Annotated in this window: 16 protein-coding genes; 8 read left to right on the forward strand and 8 right to left on the reverse strand. The window is 62.7% G+C overall.

Annotation, left to right across the window (positions count from 1 at the left end):
- Positions 1-261 precede the first annotated feature (261 nt).
- Positions 262-2,196, forward strand: coding sequence for a sigma-54-dependent Fis family transcriptional regulator (locus ACP7B7_RS30495; RefSeq protein ID WP_426079197.1), 1,935 nt, complete (start codon positions 262-264; stop codon positions 2,194-2,196).
- A 21-nt stretch (positions 2,197-2,217) separates the two neighbouring features.
- On the opposite strand, the gene ACP7B7_RS30500 is transcribed toward ACP7B7_RS30495, so the two are convergent.
- The 4 genes from ACP7B7_RS30500 to adh all read right to left on the reverse strand — a co-directional run bounded on the left by ACP7B7_RS30500 (position 2,218) and on the right by adh (position 7,364).
- On the reverse strand, positions 2,218-3,195 hold the full coding sequence (locus tag ACP7B7_RS30500) for an FAD:protein FMN transferase (RefSeq protein WP_426079198.1): 978 nt from the start codon (positions 3,193-3,195) through the stop codon (positions 2,218-2,220).
- Positions 3,192-5,330 (reverse strand): 4Fe-4S binding protein, encoded by a 2,139-nt coding sequence (locus ACP7B7_RS30505; RefSeq protein WP_426079199.1) that lies wholly within the window; start codon positions 5,328-5,330, stop codon positions 3,192-3,194. Before ACP7B7_RS30505 ends, ACP7B7_RS30500 begins: the two co-directional genes overlap by 4 nt.
- A 123-nt stretch (positions 5,331-5,453) precedes the next feature.
- The gene (locus tag ACP7B7_RS30510; protein WP_308924000.1) at positions 5,454-5,834 is read right to left on the reverse strand and encodes a DUF779 domain-containing protein; all 381 of its coding nucleotides are present in this window, start codon (positions 5,832-5,834) and stop codon (positions 5,454-5,456) included.
- A 9-nt stretch (positions 5,835-5,843) separates the two neighbouring features.
- Positions 5,844-7,364 carry an aldehyde dehydrogenase gene (gene adh, locus ACP7B7_RS30515; protein ID WP_308923999.1) on the reverse strand — a complete coding sequence of 507 codons (1,521 nt, stop codon included), beginning with the start codon at positions 7,362-7,364 and terminating at the stop codon, positions 5,844-5,846.
- 301 nt (positions 7,365-7,665) lie between these two features.
- Here adh and pedF point away from each other — a divergent pair, with 301 nt between their 5' ends.
- A complete protein-coding gene (pedF, locus tag ACP7B7_RS30520; RefSeq protein WP_426079200.1) occupies positions 7,666-8,175 on the forward strand; it encodes a cytochrome c-550 PedF in 510 nt (169 codons plus the stop codon).
- Positions 8,176-8,229: 54 nt separating this feature from the next.
- On the opposite strand, the gene ACP7B7_RS30525 is transcribed toward pedF, so the two are convergent.
- Positions 8,230-8,550 (reverse strand): high-potential iron-sulfur protein, encoded by a 321-nt coding sequence (locus ACP7B7_RS30525; RefSeq protein WP_426079201.1) that lies wholly within the window; start codon positions 8,548-8,550, stop codon positions 8,230-8,232.
- Between the two features lie 257 nt (positions 8,551-8,807).
- Between ACP7B7_RS30525 and ACP7B7_RS30530 the strand changes: the two genes are divergently transcribed.
- The 4 genes from ACP7B7_RS30530 to ACP7B7_RS30545 are packed head-to-tail and all read left to right on the forward strand — an operon-like array spanning position 8,808 to position 13,912.
- The gene (locus ACP7B7_RS30530) at positions 8,808-10,691 is read left to right on the forward strand and encodes a methanol/ethanol family PQQ-dependent dehydrogenase (RefSeq protein ID WP_426079202.1); all 1,884 of its coding nucleotides are present in this window, start codon (positions 8,808-8,810) and stop codon (positions 10,689-10,691) included.
- On the forward strand, positions 10,688-11,299 hold the full coding sequence (locus tag ACP7B7_RS30535) for a pentapeptide repeat-containing protein (RefSeq protein ID WP_308923996.1): 612 nt from the start codon (positions 10,688-10,690) through the stop codon (positions 11,297-11,299). Before ACP7B7_RS30530 ends, ACP7B7_RS30535 begins: the two co-directional genes overlap by 4 nt.
- Before the next feature lie 15 nt (positions 11,300-11,314).
- Positions 11,315-11,743: a c-type cytochrome gene (locus ACP7B7_RS30540; RefSeq protein WP_426079203.1), complete on the forward strand. Its 429-nt coding sequence runs from the start codon at positions 11,315-11,317 to the stop codon at positions 11,741-11,743.
- A gap of 21 nt (positions 11,744-11,764) precedes the next feature.
- Positions 11,765-13,912, forward strand: a complete 2,148-nt coding sequence (locus ACP7B7_RS30545) for a TonB-dependent receptor family protein (protein ID WP_426079204.1) — start codon at positions 11,765-11,767, stop codon at positions 13,910-13,912.
- On the opposite strand, the gene rtcA is transcribed toward ACP7B7_RS30545, so the two are convergent.
- The 3 genes from rtcA to ACP7B7_RS30560 all read right to left on the reverse strand — a co-directional run bounded on the left by rtcA (position 13,909) and on the right by ACP7B7_RS30560 (position 17,959).
- The gene (gene rtcA, locus ACP7B7_RS30550) at positions 13,909-14,931 is read right to left on the reverse strand and encodes an RNA 3'-terminal phosphate cyclase (protein ID WP_426079205.1); all 1,023 of its coding nucleotides are present in this window, start codon (positions 14,929-14,931) and stop codon (positions 13,909-13,911) included. The two genes, ACP7B7_RS30545 and rtcA, sit on opposite strands and share 4 nt — an antisense overlap.
- An 11-nt stretch (positions 14,932-14,942) precedes the next feature.
- Complete coding sequence (locus ACP7B7_RS30555; RefSeq protein WP_308923992.1) at positions 14,943-16,178, reverse strand: RtcB family protein; 1,236 nt, start codon at positions 16,176-16,178, stop codon at positions 14,943-14,945.
- Between the two features lie 194 nt (positions 16,179-16,372).
- The gene (locus ACP7B7_RS30560) at positions 16,373-17,959 is read right to left on the reverse strand and encodes a vWA domain-containing protein (RefSeq protein WP_426079206.1); all 1,587 of its coding nucleotides are present in this window, start codon (positions 17,957-17,959) and stop codon (positions 16,373-16,375) included.
- Positions 17,960-18,152: 193 nt separating this feature from the next.
- On the opposite strand from ACP7B7_RS30560, the gene rtcR reads away from it, so the two are divergent.
- Together rtcR and ACP7B7_RS30570 are read left to right on the forward strand one after the other, a co-directional pair.
- Entirely contained in the window at positions 18,153-19,775 is a 1,623-nt protein-coding gene (gene rtcR, locus ACP7B7_RS30565; protein ID WP_426079207.1) for an RNA repair transcriptional activator RtcR, read from the forward strand.
- 2 nt (positions 19,776-19,777) lie between these two features.
- Positions 19,778-20,566 carry a nucleotidyltransferase domain-containing protein gene (locus tag ACP7B7_RS30570; protein ID WP_426079208.1) on the forward strand — a complete coding sequence of 263 codons (789 nt, stop codon included), beginning with the start codon at positions 19,778-19,780 and terminating at the stop codon, positions 20,564-20,566.
- The last annotated feature ends 282 nt before the right edge of the window (positions 20,567-20,848 follow it).

Genomic DNA, 20,848 nt, shown 5'->3' on the forward strand with positions numbered 1-20,848 from the left:
AATCCGTCAACACCTTCTTTTTTCTGCTTCACTCGGCATTTGCATGCGTCGTTCAGCGAGGGGGCGAATTATAGCCAGCGGCCGCAACCACCGCAAGGACTATTTTGAGCTGGCACTCGCTTTGCTTATTACCAGTGCAGCAACAGCGGCCAAGGCTGCTTTTGCTCCCTTCCGGCACAGGTGCTACATTATGGAACACCAGTGCAGGTATACACAGAGCCGCGCCCAGGAGCGACGGCCAACCGAGATAAAGAGACCATCATGCACCGTCCTACTGCTACAGATCTGAACAGGTCGACGCCGGCGTCCGCCTGGCCGGACAATATGCCGCTGATTATCGAGACTTCACACCGGCGCTCGGTCGACTATGGCTTGCGACCGGAATCCGTGGCCGACTTCAGCCCGCTGGCGCGCAGCGACCTGACGGTGCTGATCGAGCAGAACCGGCTGCTGCACGCGCACGCCGTGCCGGCCATGGAGACGCTGTACCAGCAGATCGTCAATACCCACAATATGGTGATCTTGACGGACGCCACCGGCGTGATCGTCCATTCGCTGGGCGACGACGATTTCCTGGAAAAAGCCAGCCGGGTCGCGCTGCAGCCTGGCGTGGCCTGGTCGGAGGCCAGCAAGGGCACCAATGCGATCGGCACGGCAATCGCGGAAAAATCGCCGACTCTCGTACATGCCGACCAGCACTACCTGGCCGCCAACCATTTTCTGACCTGCTCGGCCGCGCCGATTACCGACCACCTGGGCAATGTGATCGGCGTGCTTGATGTGTCCGGCGACCAGCGCAGCTTTCACAAGCACACCATGGCGCTGGTGCGCATGTCGGCGCTGATGATCGAAAACCAGCTGTTCTCGGCCACTTTCGAGGACTCGATTACCTTGCACTTTCATACCCGGCCCGAATTCATCGGTACCCTGATGGAGGGGATTGCGTCGTTCAGCCCGGGCGGACGCTTCCTGGCCGCCAACCGCAATGGCCTGTTCCAGCTGGGACTGCCGTTTTCCGCGCTGCAGTCGCATACCTTCAGTTCGCTGTTCGGCCTGCCCGTCTCGGCCCTGTATGAGCACTACCGCACCGCCGCGCCCGGCCTGCTGACCCTGTGCATGCACAATGGCGTGCGCGTGTATGGCCGCGCCCAGCTACGGCTGGCCAACAACGTGTTCCAGCAATCGCTGAGCAATGACAGGCCCGTCGTCGCCGCCAACCAGGCTGCGGCCCAGGCGCGGCGCCTGTCCGGCCTGCGCTACCTGCGCACCGGCGATCCGCAGCTGGAACTGGTGATCGACAAGGTCACGCGCGTGCTGGGCAAGGATATCCCCATCATGATCATGGGCGAAACGGGCACCGGCAAGGAACTGTTGGCGCAGGCCATCCATAACGATTCACCGCGCGCCATGAGTCCTTTCGTGGCAGTCAACTGCGCCTCGATTCCGGAAACGCTGATCGAGTCCGAACTGTTCGGCTACGAGGACGGGGCGTTTACCGGCGCGCGCAAGAAAGGCGCGATCGGCAAGATATTGCAGGCCAATGGCGGCACGCTGTTCCTCGACGAGATCGGCGACATGCCCTTCAGCCTGCAGGCACGCCTGCTGCGCGTGCTGCAGGAGCGCATGGTCACGCCGCTGGGCAGCGACAAGTCGATTCCCGTCAACGTGGAACTGATCTGCGCCACCAACCACAATCTGCGCGAGCGCATGGCGCGCGGCCTGTTCCGCGAGGATCTGTATTACCGCCTCAACGGCCTGGTGGTCAAGCTGCCGCCGCTGCGCGAGCGCACCGACCTGGAAACCGTGGTGAAGAAAATCCTGTCGACGGAAGCGGAACACGGCCGCCATCACGTGTCGCCGGAAATCCTGGCCCTGTTCCGCCAGCACCGCTGGCCCGGCAACTTCCGCCAGCTGACCAATCTGCTGCGCACCGCCATCGTGATGGCCGGCGACGAGACGGAAATCTGCTTGCGCCATATGCCCGACGACTTCCTGGACGATATCGAGCACGGTCCGGATGCCGACCACGACGCCGGCACCGACCGCCTGCTGGCCCAGGGCACCAACCTGGAAGAGATGGAACAGTCGGTGATCGCGAAGTCGCTGGCGGCGAACGGCGGCAATGTCTCGGCCACGGCGCGCGCGCTGGGCGTATCGCGCAATACGATTTATCGGAAAATTCCCGGCCTGAAGTAGGTAGCCATTGTAGCGCGCCATTCATGATGCTTCCGGTGGAAAACCGGGTGAACGCCATTCGCGGCCCTGCTTGTCGATGGCCAGCAGGTCGACGCCGGGCAAGCTGGCCGCCAGCAGCGCCGCCCTTTCACGGCCCAGCACCATGCAGGCGGTCGACAAGCCATCGGCCAGCATGCCGGTCGGCGCCATCACGGTCACGCTGGCCAGTTCCTGCGGCGAGTCCCCCGCCGCAGGATCGAAGATATGGTGGTGCAGATAATCGGGCGTAAATACGCTTTCGTAATCGCCCGAGGTCGCCACGCCGCAGCCGTTGATAAACAGGGTCGCCGCCAGCGCCTGATCGTCGCGCGGATCGCGCACGCCGAGTGCCCACGGTTGATGCGCGCGCTTGCGTCCGCGCGCCACGAATTCGCCCGTATCGAGCAGCGCATGCCGGATGCCATGCGCCTGCACCGCCGCCAGCGCCATATCGGCCGCATACCCTTGCGCCAGGCCGTTGAGGGTGATCGCCATGCCGGGCGCCAGGGCTACCCGCCGCTCATCGAAAACAAGCTGGCGCCAGTCCACCATCGCTTTGGCCTGCCGCCGCTGCGCCGGGGCCGGCAAGGCGCCCCGCGCCACCGCCTCGCGCCAGGCGCGCCATAAAGGCTGGACGGTGATATCGAAGGCGCCGTCCGTCAGCTGCGACAATGCGCGCGCCTGCGCCAGCACCGCCAGCAACTGCGGATCGGGTCGATGCAGCACGCCATCGCGGTTCAGTTGGTAGACCTGGCTGGCCGGCTGGTAAATGCTCATCAGGCGGTCGACCCGCTGCGCCGCCGCCAGCGCGTCGCTGATCGCCGCGCGCGCCACCTGCTCGTCCGCATGCACGAGCGCGATCTGGATGGTGGTGCCAAAAGCCAGTGCGACACCGGTATGCACGGATGCATGACGCGGCCAGGCGCAGCTCCCTGCGGCGATGGCGCCCAGCGAGGCGCTCAAGAAACTGCGGCGTTTCATGTGGCACCTCCTGGATCGGCATGAATGGGGATGGTGCGGGCGCGCTTCAGTTCCAGCAGGCGCGGTGCGCAGCGCTGCTCGCTTTCGTGGATCACCACGCAGTCCATGCACTGGAAGCATTCCGCATACACCACCGCGCCATCGGGCTTGATCGCCTGGTAATCGCAGCGGTGGCGGCAGGTCTGGCACGGCGTGCCGCATTCGCTGCGGCGCGGCAGCCAGTCCAGCAGGCGAAAACGTCCCAGCAGCGCCAGCGCCGCGCCCAGCGGACACAGATAGCGGCAAAAGAATTTGTGGATAAAGGCGCTGGCCGCCAGCAGCGCCAGCGCATACACGGCATACGGCCAGGCGCGCACGAAGTTGAGGGTGATGGCCGTCTTGAACGGTTCCAGTTCCACCAGCGTATCGATGGCAAGCCCTGTCAGCGCGCTGACGACAATCAGCGCCAGCGCCCCGTATTTGACGCGCTTGAGACGCTTATCCACTGTGCGGCTTATTTTCACTTGCGGCAGCTTGCACCACCTGGCCAGCTTGCCGGTCAACTCCTGCAGCGCGCCGAACGGACATAGCCAGCCGCAAAAGGTGCCTCGTCCCCACAGCAGCAGCGAGACCAGCACGAAGGCCCACAATGCCACCGTCATCGGATCGTGCAGCAGGAATGACAGGCTGCGGCCGGCCACCAGCGCTTGCACGATGCCGGTGAGATTGACGATGGAGAGCTGCGCCTGCGCGTAGTAGCCGATAAAGCCGATGGTAAATAACAGATACGCAAAACGGAACCTGTTGAAACGGCGGCCATCGCTGCTCAGCTTGCGCGGCATGGACAGCGCCAGCGCCAGCACGGCCAGTCCGACGAGCAGGATCAGCAGATCGCCGCGCCGGTCCATCCATGCCGCATGCCAGCTGGTATCGCCCGGCGCGGCGATCAGGAAGCGCGACGGCACGCGATAGCTGACCGGCAGCTGGCGCACTATGCGCTCCGGATAGAACTGGCCCTTGCTGCGCGTGACCGGTACCGTAAAGTCAAAGGCGGCGCCAGGGTCGAGGCCGGCCTCGGCAGGCACGCGAAAGACCGTCAGGCTGGCGTCCGCGGGAACGGAAATACCGGGCAGCAGTTTCAGGTCCAGGTCGAGGTCGCGCATGTCGATCGCCAGTTCATGCTGGCGCAGCAGCAGCCGCTCGGGTATACCGCCGCGCGTAAAATCGTCACCCGGCACGCGGTGGCGGCCGGACGACATGACGAGGATGGCCTGGTCGCCCTGCTCTATCCAGGGCTTGAGTTTTGCCAGGCTGGCTTCCGTCAGCAGGCTGCGCGCCACGCCGGGCACGGAGACGCAGGCGAGATACAGGTCGATAAAAACATCATCCGGCTGGCGCAGCGCTTCTTCATCGAGCCGCGCGCCATCGCTGCCGGCGTACAGCTTTTCCATTTCAGCGTTGGTGACGCGCAGATGGCGTACCAGCCCGTCTTCGAGCAAGCGCTGGAACCCGATTGCATCCGGCAGGTCCGTGCGCACGCGGGCGATGCCGGCCGCGCCCTTGCCGGCGCCAAACCCCAGCTTGCGGCGCGACACCAGCAAGGCCGCCGCCAGCACGCTTTCATTGATGATGCGCACCGAAACGGTCGCCTTGGAGATGCCGTCGATCTGTACGCGCGACGCATCGGCTGCATGCGCGCGCCGGCCATTGGTCTCGATGCCGATATGCTGTTTCAGCGAGATGCCCTGGTACTGCCTGACGAATTCAAATAGCGGCGCTTCGCCCAGGCCATATTGGAACACCGGCTCATGCTGCGACAGCACCTCGACGCCGAGAAAGCGTCCGGAAGGATCGATCGCCACCAGCAGATTGACGGGCACGCCCGAAAAACCGGGGATGGGCGCCAGGTCGACCGATTCAAATACATAACCGGCCAGCTCGCCGCCACTGCCTCCCTGGCGGAACAGGGGCCAGACCGGCAGTTCCGCATCGCGCTCGCCGACTGTCAATGGCGCCGGAAAACGGCGCGCCAGTTCGGCCTGCGTCATCACGCCGGCATGGGCGGAGGTGGCGCCGATCAGCAGCGCCAGCACGCCCGCCGCCAGGCACAAGGCGAGCGTTATCGCGCGCCGGCAGCGCGCCATGGTAGGCATCATGGTCTCCAGTAATAGGGTCAGGCAGGCGTAAAAAAAGCCGACGGCCGCAGCCGTCAGCTGAAACTGCGTCCGGGCGAGCGGGGAGATGACGCCCGCGCAGTTCCGGACCCAGGTGGCAACAAACTAGTTCGTCACACCCTTCGAGGGGTGCTGCAGCTGCGCCAGCTCGTCATCGGTGAACAGGCGCGAGCGCGTGAGGAAGCGCCGGCCCGTGCCGTTATCGAGCGAGAACATGCCGCCGTTGCCATCGACCACGTCGATGATCAGCTGCGTATGTTCCCAGTAGGCGAACTGCTCGATGCCCATGTAGAACGGCGTGCCGTCCAGATTGCCGAGGTAGACGTCGGTGTCGGAGAGGTTGAACTCGCCGGCCGCGTAGCACATCGGCGCGCTGCCGTCGCAGCAGCCGCCCGACTGGAAAAACATCAGCGGGCCATGCTTGCCGCGCAGGGTGGCCAGCATGTCGAGCGCGGCCGGGGTGGCCGTCACGCGTTCCATGGTCATGATGACTCCTTAGAAGAAACCCAGCGCGTTCGGGCTGTACGACACCAGCAGGTTTTTCGTCTGCTGGTAGTGGTCCAGCATCATCTTGTGGTTTTCACGGCCGATACCCGACTGCTTGTAGCCGCCGAACGCGGCGTGGGCCGGATACAGGTGGTAGCAATTGGTCCACACGCGGCCGGCCTGGATGGCGCGGCCGACGCGGAAGGCGCGCGAACCGTCGCGCGTCCAGAGACCCGCGCCCAGGCCGTACAAGGTGTCGTTGGCGATGCGCAGCGCGTCCGCTTCATCCTTGAAGGTGGTGACCGACACCACCGGCCCGAAGATCTCTTCCTGGAAGATGCGCATGCTGTTGTCGCCCTTGAACACGGTAGGACGCACGTAATAGCCCTGTTCCAGGTCGCCGCCCTGCGTATTGCGCTCGCCGCCGGCCAGCACTTCGGCGCCTTCCTGCTTGCCGATGTCGATATACGAGAGGATTTTTTCCAGCTGTTCCTGCGACGCCTGCGCGCCCAGCATGGTGGTCGCATCGAGCGGATTGCCCTGCTTGATCTTGGCCACGCGCTCCAGGGCGCGCGCGATGAAGGCTTCGTAGATCGATTCCTGGATCAGCACGCGCGACGGACAGGTGCACACCTCGCCCTGGTTCAGCGCGAACATGGCGAAGCCTTCCAGGCATTTGTCGAAGAAGGCGTCGTCGGCGTCCATCACGTCGGCAAAGAAGATATTCGGCGACTTGCCGCCCAGTTCCAGGGTGACGGGTATCAGGTTCTGCGCCGCGTATTGCATGATCAAACGGCCGGTACCCGTCTCGCCGGTGAATGCGATCTTGGCGATGCGTTTATTGGATGCCAGCGGCTTGCCCGCTTCCAGGCCATAGCCGTTGACGATATTGAGCACGCCGGGCGGCAGCAGGTCGCCGATCAGTTCGATCAAGACCATGATCGAGGCCGGCGTCTGCTCGGCCGGCTTGAGCACCACGCAATTGCCGGCGGCCAGGGCCGGCGCCAGCTTCCAGACAGCCATCAAAATCGGGAAGTTCCACGGAATGATCTGGCCCACCACGCCCAGCGGCTCATGGAAGTGATAGGCATAGGTTTCCGAGTCGATCTGTGCAACGGAACCTTCCTGGGCGCGGATGCAACCGGCAAAGTAACGGAAGTGGTCGATCGCCAGCGGGATGTCGGCGGCCGTGGTTTCACGGATCGGCTTGCCGTTGTCGATGGTTTCGGCGGTGGCGATCAGCGACAGATTCGCTTCCATGCGGTCGGCGATTTTGTTGAGGATATTGGCGCGTTCGGTTTGCGAGGTCTTGCCCCACGCTTCCTTGGCGGCGTGGGCGGCGTCCAGCGCCAGCTCCACGTCTTCGGCAGTGGAACGGGCCACTTCGCAGAAGACCTGGCCGGTGATCGGCGTGATATTGCCGAAGTATTCGCCTTTGACGGGAGCGACGAATTTGCCGCCGATATAGTTGTCGTAGCGCTGTTTGAAGGGATTGGCTACGCCCAGTTTGCTGATGTCTGCCAGATTCATGTCGTCCTCTTTCTCGTTGGTTTTAGCTTCGATGAAGCCGCCGCGAGGCGGCCCTTGGAGTGTTGTGTCAGGTGATCCTGATCTCTTGTTTTGCAAATGCCGTGCCAGCCTTCAAACAGCGGCAATAGTCACGTGCCGCCGTGCAGGCTGCGTCAAATGGGATCATCGGCGTCTGGCAGTTGTTCCGTTTCTGAGCAACGGCACAGCGGCAGCGGCAAGGCGCATGGTGATGCGCGCGATGGCATACCGATTGCTACCCTGGTCATGACGCAATCAGCGCATAACCACAACGGAGACCATCATGACCCCACGTATTTCTACCACCACGAATAAAAACGCCCGGCGCCTGCGCACCGTGCGCCTTGCAGCCGGCGGCCTCGCCTGCATGCTGGCGGCCGCGGCCGTCTGGGCCCACGGCAATATGACGCCGCAGGCGGTCGACACGTCCACACTGCCACAATTGGGCGCCGAGTGGCGCACGGAAAACCCGTACCGTAACAATGCGGAAGCGATCCGCATCGGCAGCGCCGCCTATACGCAAAATTGCGCCCGCTGCCACGGGCTGGAGGCCGTCTCGGGCGGCATGGCGCCGGACTTGCGCAAGCTCGACAATGACTGCGCGGCCTTGCCTGATGCCAAGAAAAAAGATGGTTGTGCGCAGGAGATCGATCAATATGTGCTGGACACGGTGCGCCATGGCCGCTCGCGCAATGGCGCCGTCTACATGCCGCCATTCGAGGGGGTATTCAGCCAGGAGGCGATCTGGGCGGTAAAGGCCTACCTGGAAACACGACGCGAGATGCCTTTGTAAAGCCGCCCCATCCATCATCGGGAGGCGCTGCCGTGGCAGCGCCTTTTTCATGCTCTAAGCAGGAAGCTTGGCCCACGCCAGGCACCAGCCCGGCCCGGCAATCTGCTTGCGGCCGAACATGGCGCACCCCGCCCAGGCATCGTCCTTTTTCCCCTGGAAGAAAGAACAGTTGGCACAGTGCTGTGCCGGCTTGTGTTGCGGGTATTTTTTGGTATCGACCTTGTTCGTATCGTGGCGGTAGCCGAGCGCCTTGGCCTGGTCGCTGTCCTCGTCGACTTTCGGCGCGGTCGATTGTGCGCCGGCGAGCGAGGCTGCGCCCATGCCGCCGACGGCGAGCAGTTGGCAAAGAAAATGGCGGCGTGGTGTTTGATGCATGGTGGTCTCCTGTTGTCGTTATCAAGAAGGCGCAAGACGGCCTTGTCCCCTCCTTCAGCAACCCTTGTGCCAGCACCCGTTTGTCACGCACGGCGTAAGCGCACTGTGACAAAACAGCACAGCATCGCCTCGCCAACTGTGACAGTACGGCGCATACCGGATCGCCAGCGCCGTGGAAAAAGCCTGGCATGCATGTTGCTCAATTGGTCATCAGCGACCATGTCGCACCACCATAAAAACCAGCAAGGGAGACCAGCATGCAGCCAGTATTTCCACGTCCAATCGCTTTCGCCATCCTCGCCCTGATCGCCGGCGCCGTCACCGCCGCCGACAACAAGGTGACCTGGGACGATATCGCCAACGCCGACAAGGGCACGACCGAGGTGCTCAGCTACGGCCTGGGCCTGAAAGCGCAGCGCCACAGCCTGGCGAAAAAGATCAACACGAAAAACGTCGACCAGATCGTGCCGGCCTGGACCTTCTCGTTCGGCGGCGAAAAGCAGCGCGGCCAGGAAGCGCAGGCGCTGGTGCATGACGGCATCATCTATGTCACGGCCTCGTACTCGCGCATTTACGCGCTGGACGCCAAGACCGGCAAACAGCTGTGGGCCTATGAGCACCGCCTGCCCGACGATATCCGCCCCTGCTGCGACGTGGTCAACCGCGGCCCGGCCATCTATGGCGACAAGGTGTATTTCGGCACGCTCGACGCGCGCATGGTGGCGCTCAACAAGAACACCGGCAAGGTGATGTGGAATGAAAAATTCGGCGACCAGAAACTCGGCTACACGATGACGGGCGCGCCGTTCGTGATCCGCGAAAAAGGCGGCCGCGTGCTGCTCATACACGGTAACTCGGGTGATGAATTCGGCGCCCAGGGCTGGCTGTTCGCGCGCGATCCGGACACCGGCGCGGAAGTATGGGCGCGGCCGCTGGTCGAAGGCCATGTGGGCCGCACCGACGGCAAACCGGGCACGCCGACCGGCGACGCCAAGGCGCCCAGCTGGCCGCGCGACAAGGACGGCAAGCTGCGCGAATCGTGGGAACACGGCGGTGGTGCGCCATGGCAGACGGCGTCGTTCGACCCGGAGACCAACACCATCGTCATCGGCGCCGGCAACCCCGCGCCATGGAATACCTGGGAGCGCACCAAGGAAGGCGACGATCCGCGCAACTGGGACAGCCTGTTCACCTCGGGCCAGGCCTACGTCGACGCCAGCACGGGCGAGCTGAAAGGCTTTTACCAGCACACGCCGAACGATGCCTGGGATTTTTCGGGCAATAACTCGGTGGTGCTGTTCGACTACAAGGACGCCAAAACGGGCAAATTGATCAAGGCCTCCGCGCACGCCGATCGCAATGGCTATTTCTACGTAACCGACCGCACGAAACTGGCCCTGGGCGCCGGCTATCCGAACAAACCGACCTCGCTGATCAATGCCTGGCCTTTCGTCGACGGCATCAACTGGGCCACCAGCATCGACCTGAAAACCGGCCGGCCGGTGGAAAACGGCAAGCGCCCGCCGCTGCCGGAGGCGGGCGCCGACAAGGGCAAGGCCGTCTTCGTGTCGCCACCATTTTTGGGCGGCACCAACTGGATGCCGATGTCGTATTCGCCGGAGACCGGATTGTTCTATATCCCCGCCAACCACTGGGGCATGGATTACTGGACCGAGCAGATCCACTACAAGGCCGGTTCGGCCTACCTGGGCCAGGGCTTCCGCATCAAGCGCCTGTATGAAGACCATATCGGCACCCTGCGCGCCATCGATCCGAAGACCGGCAAGATCGTCTGGGAGAACAAGGAAAAATTCCCGCTGTGGGGCGGCACCCTGACCACCGCCGGCGGCCTGCTGATCACGGGAACCTCGGACGGCTTCGTGAAAGCGTTTGACGCGAAGACCGGCAAGGAGCTGTGGAAGTACCAGACCGGCTCCGGCGTGGTGTCCGTGCCCGTCACCTGGGAACAGGATGGCGAGCAGTATATCGGCCTGTCGAGCGGCTATGGCGGCGCGGTACCGCTGTGGGGTGGCGACATGGCCGAGCTGACCAAGCAGGTGACGCAGGGCGGCAGCTACTGGGTGTTCAAGCTGCCGAAAGCGCCATCCAGCAAAGTGGCAAACAAGGTGGCAAGCAAATGAGGTCCGCGCCGGTCCGCCTGGCGGCGACCGGCGCGCTGCTGTGCTGGGCCCTGTGCCTGGCGCCGCAGTCCGCCTTCGCACAGATACTCAACGGCGAAGCCGCACCCGAGGTCACCATCATCAATGGCTGCCACCTGTGGCCGTACGCGCAATGCGCCAACGCCGACCTGCGCGGCGCCAACCTGGTCGGCAAGGACCTGCACGGCGCCGACTTTCGCGGTGCGCGCCTGATGCGGGCCAACCTGCGCAGCGCCAACCTGGCCGGCGCCCTGCTCGACGGCGCCGACCTGACGGGGGCGATGGCCTATTCGCTCAATGCGCCGGGCGCCTCGTTCAGGAAGGCCATCCTGGCCGGCGCCAACCTGGAGACGAGCCGGCTGATGCGGGCCGACATGGACGGCGCCGACCTGCGCGGCGCCAGCCTGGAAGCGGCGCGCCTGAACCTGGCCAGCCTGGTGGGCGCCAGCCTGGTCGACGCCGACCTGCAGGAAGCGAAATTCTGGGGCTCCAACCTGAAAAACGCCAACCTCGAGCGCGCCATCCTGCGCTTTGCCATTTTCCCCGACGCCAACCTGGAGGGCTGCACCGGCTGCCCGCCGGGCTGGTAAAACCGGAGCCTCGCCATGCACCGACTTTTTCTTCTGCTGCTGTTCTTGCCATTTGCCGTATGCGCCACCGAACCGAACCCCTCGCGCGGCGACCCGGCCGCCATCGACCTGGGCAGGCAGGTGTTCCAGGCCAATTGCGCCCGCTGCCACGGCGCCGAGGCGACCCAGCCGTCGGCCGAGGCGCCGGATCTGCGCCGCCTGAACGCCTTTTGCCAGCAACTGAAAGACAGCGCACTGCAAGCGCGCTGCCTGCAGGATGTCGACAGCTACTTTATGATGGCGGTCAACACCGGCAAAATTCGAGCCGGAATTGTCTATATGCCGCCATGGCGCGATGTGCTGACGGCACAGGAAATCTGGGCCGTGCGCAGCTTTGTCGAAAGCCGCCCGCCTGCCGCGCCGCGGCTCAAGACCAGCGTCGACATCGACCACGCAGCATACTAGCCGCAACTCACTGGAGAATTCATGAAGCAGTACCGATTCCGTTTGAACGCCGTCGCCGCCCTGTTCGCGCTGGGCGCCTGGCCGGTTGCCAGCGCCCTGGCGGCCGGGCTTGAGGCTGACGCGCAAGTCGCTACCTTGCCGGTAGCCGATGTGGTGGTGGTCAGCGCCACCCGCGTCGGCCACCCCAGTTTCGACCTCCCTGCCTCGATTGACGTCATCGACAGCGCGCGCATCCAGGATGGCCAGATCCGCGTGAACGCCTCCGAAGCGCTGGCATTTGTTCCGGGCCTGGTGGTGCAGAACCGCCAGAACTATGCACAGGACTTGCAGATCTCGTCGCGCGGCTTCGGCGCCCGCTCGGCCTTCGGCGTGCGCGGCGTGCGCCTGATCAGCGACGGTATCCCGGCCAGCATGCCCGACGGCCAGGGCCAGGCGGCCACCTTCAACCTGGACACGGCCGAACGCATCGAAGTGCTGCGCGGGCCGTTCTCCGCCATCTACGGCAACCACTCGGGCGGCGTGATCCAGCTGTTTTCCAGGGATGGCCAGGGACCCGCATCGGTGGAGCTGAATGTCACCGGCGGCAGCTACGGCACCAATAAAGTCGATCTCAATGCGCAGGGGGAGGCGAACGGCATCGGCTATGTGCTCGACGGTTCGCGCTTTCGCACCGATGGCTTTCGCGACCACAGCGCCGCCACGCGCGAACAGGCCTTCGGCAAGATCACCGTCAAGCCCAACGCCGACAGCAAGCTGACCATCGTCGCCAACAGCCTGCACCAGGGCGGCACGCAGGATCCGCTGGGCGCCACCTGGGCCACCTTCGAACGTGATCCGCGCGCCGGCGAAATCGATGCGACGGACCCGCAAAACCCGAAGCGCACCCTGGCAGAGCGCTACAACACGCGCAAGAGCATCGATCACCAGCAGATCGGCGCCACGTATGAACAGCGTTTCGGCGACGACCGCCTGCGCGTGATGGTCTATGGCGGCAACCGCGACGTGATCCAGTACCAGGCATTCACCAAGGGCTTCCAGGCACCCGCCTCGCACTCGGGCGGCGTGGTCGACTTCAAGCGCGATTTCTATGGCATCGACACCAACTGGACCCATGTCAACCAGCTGGCCGGCGGCAAGCTCAGCACCACCTTCGGCATCGACTATGGCCGCTCGAAGGACGACCGCACCGGCTATGAAAACTATATCGGCGATGTGTTCGGCCTGAAGGGACGTCTGCGCCGCGACGAACAGAACGTGGTGTCCAGCCTCGATCCGTACATCCAGGCGGAATGGCAGAGCGGCCCATGGATGCTGAGCGCCGGCGTACGGCACAGCAAGATGAAGGTGGCGGTGGATGACCATTACCTCGGCAACGGCAACGACAGCGGCAGCCTGGAATTCAGCCATACGACGCCGGTACTGGGTGTGCTGTACCAGGTCAATCCCAATTTGAATGTGTATGCCAGCGCGGCGCGCGGCTTCGAAGCGCCGACCCTGAACGAACTGTTTTACTCGGGCAGCGGCAGCGGCTTCAATTTCAAGCTGAAGCCAGCCACCAGCACCAACCTGGAAGCAGGGTTCAAGGCGCGCATCAGCAACAATACGCGGGTCAATGCGGCCGTGTTCCAGGTCCATACGGACGATGAACTGGTGGTCGACGCTTCCAGCGGTGGACGCACCAGCTATAAAAACGCCAGCAAGACCGTGCGCCAGGGCGTGGAAGTGTCGCTCGACTCCAGCCTGCCCTACGGCTTCACGACCCGCTGGGCGCTGACCAGCCTGCACGCCGTGTATGACGAAGCGTTTGGCGCCGTCGCCAAGGGCAGCCGCCTGCCCGGCGTGCCGAGCGCCAACCTGTTTGCGGAACTGGCATGGAAGGATAACCTCGACCGCTACGGCGCGGCGTTTGAAACCGTAGCCAGCAACAAGGTGTATGCGGAAGACAGCAACCAGGAAAAACCGGCGCCCGGCTACACCGTGTTCAATGCGCGCGTGAACGCCAAACAAAGCCTGGGCAACTGGCGCTTCAAGCAGTTCGCGCGCCTGAACAATCTGTTCGACAAGACCTATGTGGGTTCGGTCATCGTCGGCGACAGCAACAAGCGATACTATGAAGCGGCGCCTGGCCGCAACTGGCTGCTGGGCGCCAGCGCGCAGTACGTGTTTTAAGCAGAGCGCTCCACCGTGCACAGGGCGGCATGCTGATGCTGCTCGAAGCGTATGGTGACCGGCAGGAAGCGGGCGATGATATCGGCATTGGTCAGCGCATGCTGCGAGATGGCGGTGGCCGTAAATGCGCCGCCACCGGCCAGCGCCATCGGCAGCAGCAACTGGTCCGCCAGATGCTCGCCGACGGCCGCCTCGGATTTCAGATAGCGCCGCACCTCGTTCAGCAGGCGCTTGGCCACCGTTTCGGCCAGCACCGACTTTTCGCCAAACGACGCAAACACTTCCGTCACGTGTTCGTGCTCCAGGGTCAGCAGCAGCACATTGCCCGGTCCCTGCTCGGCCGGCAGGCCACGCAGGCGCAACTGCTTGCCGCTCCAGCCCATGCCGGACGCCACGCGTTCCAGTTCGCGCTCGGCCACGCCGGCCGGCACGCCGGCGACAAAACTCTCCGCATGGCCGTCGATGCGTTCGCCACGCACCAGCAGCTCGATCGGCTGCAAGCGTGCGCATGGTTGCACGGTGGAGCGCACCTCGCCGCCGCCGGCCGGAAAGAAGCCGAAGCGCAGCAGCTCGATGTCGATCCGCGCCCCCATTTTTTCCAGGATGCGGCCGTACGCGCGCTGCAGGAAATGCACGGGCGGCGCCAGCGGATTATGCGTGCCGCCGCTGACCTGCACGGTCGACGGACCATCCGCATGCAGCAGCGCCGGCAATAGCGTCTGCAACACCAGCGTGCAGCTGCCGGCGCTTCCGATGGCGAAGCGGTAGTCGCCACCCCGAATCGGACCGGGCACGAATTCCAGCGTGGAGGAACCCAGCGCCACCGGCGAAGTGCGCGCGCCGCAGAGTTGTACCGCCGCCTGCACGGCCACCAGGTGCTGGCGCAGCAGGCCGGGCTTGGCCCTGCCGGCGCGTATGCCTGTCAAGCGGAATGGCTGTCCCGTGATCATGGACAGGGTCAAGGCCGAACGCAATATCTGCCCGCCGCCCTCGCCCTGCGATCCATCTATCTCTATCATCTTTTCTCTTTCTATCCCTTGACGCAGACAACCTGCTTCAACACATGCACCACATCGACCAGTTCGCGCTGGGCCAGCATCACCGCATCGATATCCTTGTAGGCCATCGGAATCTCGTCGATCACATTGGCGTCCTTGCGGCACTCCACGCCTTCGGTGGCGCGCACCTGGTCTTCCAGATTGAAACGGCGCTTCGCTTCCGTGCGGCTCATGGTGCGCCCCGCGCCGTGGCTGCAGCTATGAAAACTGTCCGGATTGCCTTTGCCGCGCACGATAAAACTCTTGGCGCCCATCGAACCGGGAATGATCCCCAGCTCACCCTCGCGCGCAGATACCGCTCCCTTGCGCGTGACCAGCACATCCTTGCCGAAGTGGTGCTCCTTCTGCACGTAATTGTGGTGGCAGTTGACCGCTTCCACATGCGTCTGGAACGGTTTGTGGATCACCGTGCGTACGGCGGCGATCAGGTTCTGCATCATCACTTCGCGGTTGTTGCGCGCAAAACGCTGGGCCCAGCCGACCGCCTCCACGTAATCATCGTAGTGCTGCGTCCCTTCGGCCAGGTAGGCCAGGTCCTGGTCCGGCAGGTTGATGAAGTGGGTGCGCATGTCCTGCTTGGCCAGTTCGATGAAATGGCTGCCGATGGCGTTACCCACGCCGCGCGACCCAGAGTGCAGCATGAACCAGACGGAGCCCTGCTCGTCGAGGCACACTTCAATAAAGTGGTTGCCGCTGCCCAACGTTCCCAGGTGGCGATAATTGTTGGTGTTCTTCAGCTTCGGCGTCTTCAGGCAGATCGCATCGAATTCGTCCTTCAGCTGCAGCCAGGCCGCATCGACCGCCGACGGCGGGGTATGCCAGGAACCCTCGTCGCGGCCGCGGTGGCCGCGCGTTTTCGGCGACATGCCGTGCGGGATGGCGCGCTCGATGGCGCTGCGCAAAGGGCCCAGGTTGTCCGGCAAATCGTTGGCCGTCAGCGTGGTTTTCGCCGCCATCATGCCGCAGCCGATATCGACGCCGACGGCGGCCGGAATCACCGCACCCAGGGTCGGAATCACGCTGCCGATGGTCGAGCCTTTACCCAGGTGCACATCGGGCATCACGGCGATATGCTTGTAGATGAACGGCAGGGTGGCCGTATTGCGCAGCTGCTTTTTCGCCGCTTCTTCGACCGGCACGCCACGCGTCCACATCTTCACGGGACGGCTGCCTTCGGTATGCATTACTTCGTATTCTTCGTTTTTCATATGCTCTCTCTTTTTTTATCATCATGAGGGGCCCGACCAGGGGTGACAAGATTTCCGGCAAGTGCCAGACCGGTTTGACGCGGTTTTACGATGTAATCCTGCCTGCATTCGGGGTACAACTCACATGACCAGGGATGGACAAGACGTTTTTACATGTAGTCCTGTCCGCATTCATGCGTACTGCCTGGTGGCCATCACACCAATCTGACATCGATGGCTTCGATCTCGCCCACCCAATGGGCGGGGTCCAGCTGGCCGCAAGCGAACAGGGCGATCATCTTGAACACCTCGTCGGAAAAACCGCCGATATTCAAGATGTCTTCCCGCTCGCAGGCCTGCGTGGTGGCATGTGGCGCGATATCGATGCACACCATTCTGGCCTGCGGATTGTGCCGCTTGAACTTCTGCCACTGGTGCATGGTGGCCGTCGCACCACCACGCTTGCCGTCGACCCAAGACTCATTGTCGGACACAAAAATCACCAGGTCGGCCGGTATGTTTTTCCAGTTCATGCGGGCCAGCGGCGCGCTGCAATTGGTGCCGCCACCACCGATGGCCGCCAGCTTGGCCGCATTTTCCATCACGCTGTTTTCCGCATCGAGTTCGCACTCGACCACGTTTTGCTCGAACGGCAGCACTACCGTGCTGGGGTTCTTGCGCAGCATGGCCGCTGCCACCAGCGCCGCCACGTCGATGCAGCGCATGCTTGAAGTGGCGCTGCCGCGATAGCCGCTGACCGGCGACGACATGGAACCGGAAACGTCGGGGCATACCACCACCTTGCCGGCGACCTGCGGCACGTTCAGCAGCGATATTTCCAGCGCCTGTTCCAGAGCCGCCTTGACGATGGCCGGCACGCTGTCGCCTGCCGCCATGCAGGCCGACATCAGCTGGTAAGGAAAAACCTTGGCCCTGGCAATCGCTTGCGGGTCGCGCAACTTGTCCGCGATCAGTTCGGCCATGCCGTCGATGCCGAACACGCCATGACGCGCAAAGGTATTCAAATTCATGCGCAGCATCTGCCAGCCACCCTGCCGCGCAATCTGCGCCCACTGCTCTGCCGACAGGGGCAAGGCCGTCAGCATCTGGAAAGGCACGGGCGGCACGGGCAGCGATGGGTCGACCTTGTATCGCTCGAAAGCGTTTAATGCCGGCGGCAGGTCGGCCGTGTGATATTCCTTGCCGATCAGCCAGGCAAAGAACGCCGCGCGCCATGCTTCCTGCGGCTTCGGATGCACCATCTTCACCACGTCGGCCAGCGATGGCGCATTGCCCACCGATGCGGCCAGCAAGACCTGTTCGGATGCGTTGTTCAGCCAGGCCTGCACCAGCTTTTTCGGACGCGTACCCAGCGACTTGCGGCCCACGGCGCCCGAGCGCAGGATCTGCACGAAGTTGCGCAGCATCTTGCCGTTGTCGATCACGCGGGCAAACGCCGGCGCCAGTTGCTGCGTCCCCTGCCCGGCCAGCACGGCCACCAGCAAAGCCGGCATGTCTTTCATATGGCCACGTTCGCGGCAATACACCGCCGTCTGCGCGATGAATCGCGGATCGATGGCCTTGCACAATTCCAGCACCGTCGCCAGCTGCGCTTCGGCGCTGGCATAAAACGTCGAGTTCAGGCAGCCGGTGGCCGCATATTGCGCCAGCTGGTGGCGCGGCGACAGCGCATAGGCAGGCGCGCCTTCGGCATTGACGGCCAGCGCCGCCGGCAAATTTTCAGCCTGCTTTTCAGCCTGATTCACGCTCTGGAATAACTGCAGGTTGGCCACGATGTGCATCCTCTCTTCTTCTCGTTGATCTCGTTTGTATCCTCTCTATTGCAAGCGCTGTGCCAGCTTTTTGGTTTCTCAAAAAAATTATCCAAGCTGTTGATTATATTGATTAATTTTTCATTTCTCAATTTCAGCAGGAATTTAGCCCATTTTAATTTTCATGTAAAATTATCTTTTCAGATAAATTTTTATCCTATATATGCAAGCCAAACGCACGGTGGTGATCGGTTTCCTGGGCACGCAGCTCGACAATGGCAGGGGCGCCGCGCGCTGGGAGAAGTGGCGTCCCAGCGTGGCGCTGACGCGGCACGACGACAAGGTCATCGACCGCTTCGAGCTGCTGTACACGGGGCCGCAATTCGAGAACCTGGTGCGTCAGGTGTCGCAGGATATCGCCAGCGTGTCGCCGGAAACAGAGCTGGTGGCACACGACCTGCCGATCACGGATGCCTGGGATTTTGAAGAGGTGTACGCGGCGCTGTATGATTTTGCCAGCAGCTACCCCTTCGATCCGGACCAGGAAGACTACTGGATCCATATCACCACCGGCAGTCATGTGGCGCAGATCTGCATGTTCCTGATGACGGAAGCGCGCTATTTTCCCGGCCGCCTGGTGCAGACCTCGCCACCGAAACGCCAGAATGCGAACAATCCGGGCAGCTACGCCTTGATCGACCTCGACCTGTCGCGCTATGACCAGATCGCCCAGCGTTTTACGCGCGAGCAGGCGGCCGGCGTGGCGTTTCTGAAGTCCGGCATCGCCACCCGCAACGCGCGCTTCAATGCCATGATCGATGAAATCGAGCGTGTCGCCATCAAGTCGAAAGCGCCGATGCTGCTGATGGGGCCTACCGGCGCCGGCAAATCCTTCCTGGCGCGCCGCGTATATGAGCTGAAAAAATCGCGCCACCAGCTCGATGGCAAATTCATCGACCTCAATTGCGCCACCCTGCATGGCGACGGCGCGGCCTCCACCTTGTTCGGCCATATCAAGGGCTCGTTTACAGGCGCAGGTGCCGATCGCCCGGGCTTGCTGCGCAGCGCCCACAAGGGCTTGCTGTTTCTCGATGAAATTGGCGAACTGGGACTCGACGAGCAGGCCATGCTATTGAAGGCGATCGAGGAAAAACGTTTCTTCCCGGTCGGCGCGGATACGGAAGTACAAAGCGACTTCCAGCTGATCGCCGGCACCAACCGCGACCTGGGAAAAGAGGTGGCGGCCGGCCGCTTTCGCGAAGACCTGTATGCGCGCATCAATCTGTGGACGTATGCATTGCCCGGCCTGGCCCAGCGGCCGGAAGACATTGAGCCGAACCTGGAATACCTGCTGGCGCAATACAGCGTCGAGTCCGGCGAGCGCGTGCGCTTCAACAAGGAGGCGCGCGAACGTTTCATGCGCTTCGCCATGTCGCCATCGGCCGCCTGGCGCGGCAATTTCCGCGACCTGTCGGCGGCCGTCACGCGTCTTGCCACCCTGTCGGAAGCTGGCCGCATTACCGACAACGTCGCCGAGGATGAAATCAGGCGCTTGAAACGGCTATGGCAAACGCACGATGGCCAGGCCGGCGGTGCGGACATCGCGCTGGCGGCCATCATGGGCGAGGAAGCGGCGTCGCAACTGGATCTGTTCGATGCGCTGCAGCTGCGCTCGGTGATCGAGATATGCCGGCAATCGAACAGCCTGTCCGATGCGGGGCGCAAATTGTATGCGGTGTCGCGTGATGCAAAGGCCAAACCCAACGACGCCGACCGGCTCAAGAAATTCCTGGCCCGCTTTGCATTGAGCTGGGATACAGTAGTCATGGAAAAACAAGAGAACTGAACATGATCCCTGAAGATATACGAATCGAAATCATGCGCCGCCTGGCGGCCGTGGAAGAAAAAGAAGGCGTACAGATTTTGCTGGCGATCGAGTCCGGCAGCCGCGCCTGGGGTTTTGCTTCGCCCAATAGCGACTTCGATGTGCGCTTTATTTATACCAGGCCGCAGGACTGGTATCTGGCGGTCGACCTGGAAGACAAGCGCGACGTGATTGAATATCCCATCGTCGACGATATCGACCTCAATGGCTGGGATATACGCAAGGCGCTGCAGCTGTTCTGGCGCTCGAACCCGGCCGTGATCGAATGGATACAGTCACCGATCAACTATATCGACCAAGGCGGCTTCAAGGCCGGCATGCAGCAACTGCTCGATTCCGTCTATACAGTCGAAAAAGGCATTTATCATTACCGCAGCATGGCCAAGACCAATTACCGCGGCTATCTGATGGCGGAGATGGTGCCACTGAAGAAGTACTTTTATGTCCTGCGCCCGCTGCTGGCCACGCGCTGGATAGAAAGCTACCGCACCGCGCCGCCGATCGAGTTTTACGCACTGCTGCACTTGCTGCCCGAAGGCGAGGGCTTGCTGGAAGAAGTCCAGATGCTGCTCGAAAAGAAAAAGGTCGCGCTGGAAAAGGAACTGGCGCCACGCATAGACAAACTTAATTTGTTTATCGAAGCCGAACTGGTCAGGCTGGAAAACTTCAGCGTCGAGAAGGAAGAAAAGGCAGGTGGGATGGAGCAGCTGAATGCGTTGTTCCGGAAAATGCTGAGCGCTGGGGGCGCGTAATCGGACGCCCGTAATGCCAACCATGTTGTCGGCTTACGCGCTGCGCGCTAAGCCGACCTACGTACATTCGCGGTCCCGTAGGTCGGATTAGCGGGGCCGCCTAGGCGTAGCGTAATCCGACACCACCCGCGGCGCATGCCATCACCACAAACCACCAGACGAAAAAAAACCCCACCATTGCTGGCGGGGTTTTCTTCTACTGCGAATAACAAGCCTGACGATAACCTACTTTCACACTGGTTGCAGCACTATCATCGGCGCAAAGTTGTTTCACGGTCCTGT

Source organism: Janthinobacterium sp. PSPC3-1 (assembly GCF_049896105.1).
Lineage (GTDB): Bacteria > Pseudomonadota > Gammaproteobacteria > Burkholderiales > Burkholderiaceae_D > Janthinobacterium.

What these genes read in the sequence shown, in the direction of transcription:
- ACP7B7_RS30500 (WP_426079198.1), bottom strand. Translation starts at nt 3,195, where the DNA reads ATGAAACGCCGCAGTTTCTTGAGCGCCTCGCTGGGCGCCATCGCCGCA.
- rtcA (WP_426079205.1), bottom strand. Translation starts at nt 14,931, where the DNA reads ATGATAGAGATAGATGGATCGCAGGGCGAGGGCGGCGGGCAGATATTG.
- ACP7B7_RS30495 (WP_426079197.1), top strand. Translation starts at nt 262, where the DNA reads ATGCACCGTCCTACTGCTACAGATCTGAACAGGTCGACGCCGGCGTCC.
- ACP7B7_RS30505 (WP_426079199.1), bottom strand. Translation starts at nt 5,330, where the DNA reads ATGATGCCTACCATGGCGCGCTGCCGGCGCGCGATAACGCTCGCCTTG.
- rtcR (WP_426079207.1), top strand. Translation starts at nt 18,153, where the DNA reads ATGCAAGCCAAACGCACGGTGGTGATCGGTTTCCTGGGCACGCAGCTC.
- ACP7B7_RS30535 (WP_308923996.1), top strand. Translation starts at nt 10,688, where the DNA reads ATGAGGTCCGCGCCGGTCCGCCTGGCGGCGACCGGCGCGCTGCTGTGC.
- ACP7B7_RS30530 (WP_426079202.1), top strand. Translation starts at nt 8,808, where the DNA reads ATGCAGCCAGTATTTCCACGTCCAATCGCTTTCGCCATCCTCGCCCTG.
- ACP7B7_RS30540 (WP_426079203.1), top strand. Translation starts at nt 11,315, where the DNA reads ATGCACCGACTTTTTCTTCTGCTGCTGTTCTTGCCATTTGCCGTATGC.
- ACP7B7_RS30545 (WP_426079204.1), top strand. Translation starts at nt 11,765, where the DNA reads ATGAAGCAGTACCGATTCCGTTTGAACGCCGTCGCCGCCCTGTTCGCG.
- ACP7B7_RS30510 (WP_308924000.1), bottom strand. Translation starts at nt 5,834, where the DNA reads ATGACCATGGAACGCGTGACGGCCACCCCGGCCGCGCTCGACATGCTG.
- adh (WP_308923999.1), bottom strand. Translation starts at nt 7,364, where the DNA reads ATGAATCTGGCAGACATCAGCAAACTGGGCGTAGCCAATCCCTTCAAA.
- ACP7B7_RS30555 (WP_308923992.1), bottom strand. Translation starts at nt 16,178, where the DNA reads ATGAAAAACGAAGAATACGAAGTAATGCATACCGAAGGCAGCCGTCCC.
- pedF (WP_426079200.1), top strand. Translation starts at nt 7,666, where the DNA reads ATGACCCCACGTATTTCTACCACCACGAATAAAAACGCCCGGCGCCTG.
- ACP7B7_RS30525 (WP_426079201.1), bottom strand. Translation starts at nt 8,550, where the DNA reads ATGCATCAAACACCACGCCGCCATTTTCTTTGCCAACTGCTCGCCGTC.
- ACP7B7_RS30560 (WP_426079206.1), bottom strand. Translation starts at nt 17,959, where the DNA reads ATGCACATCGTGGCCAACCTGCAGTTATTCCAGAGCGTGAATCAGGCT.
- ACP7B7_RS30570 (WP_426079208.1), top strand. Translation starts at nt 19,778, where the DNA reads ATGATCCCTGAAGATATACGAATCGAAATCATGCGCCGCCTGGCGGCC.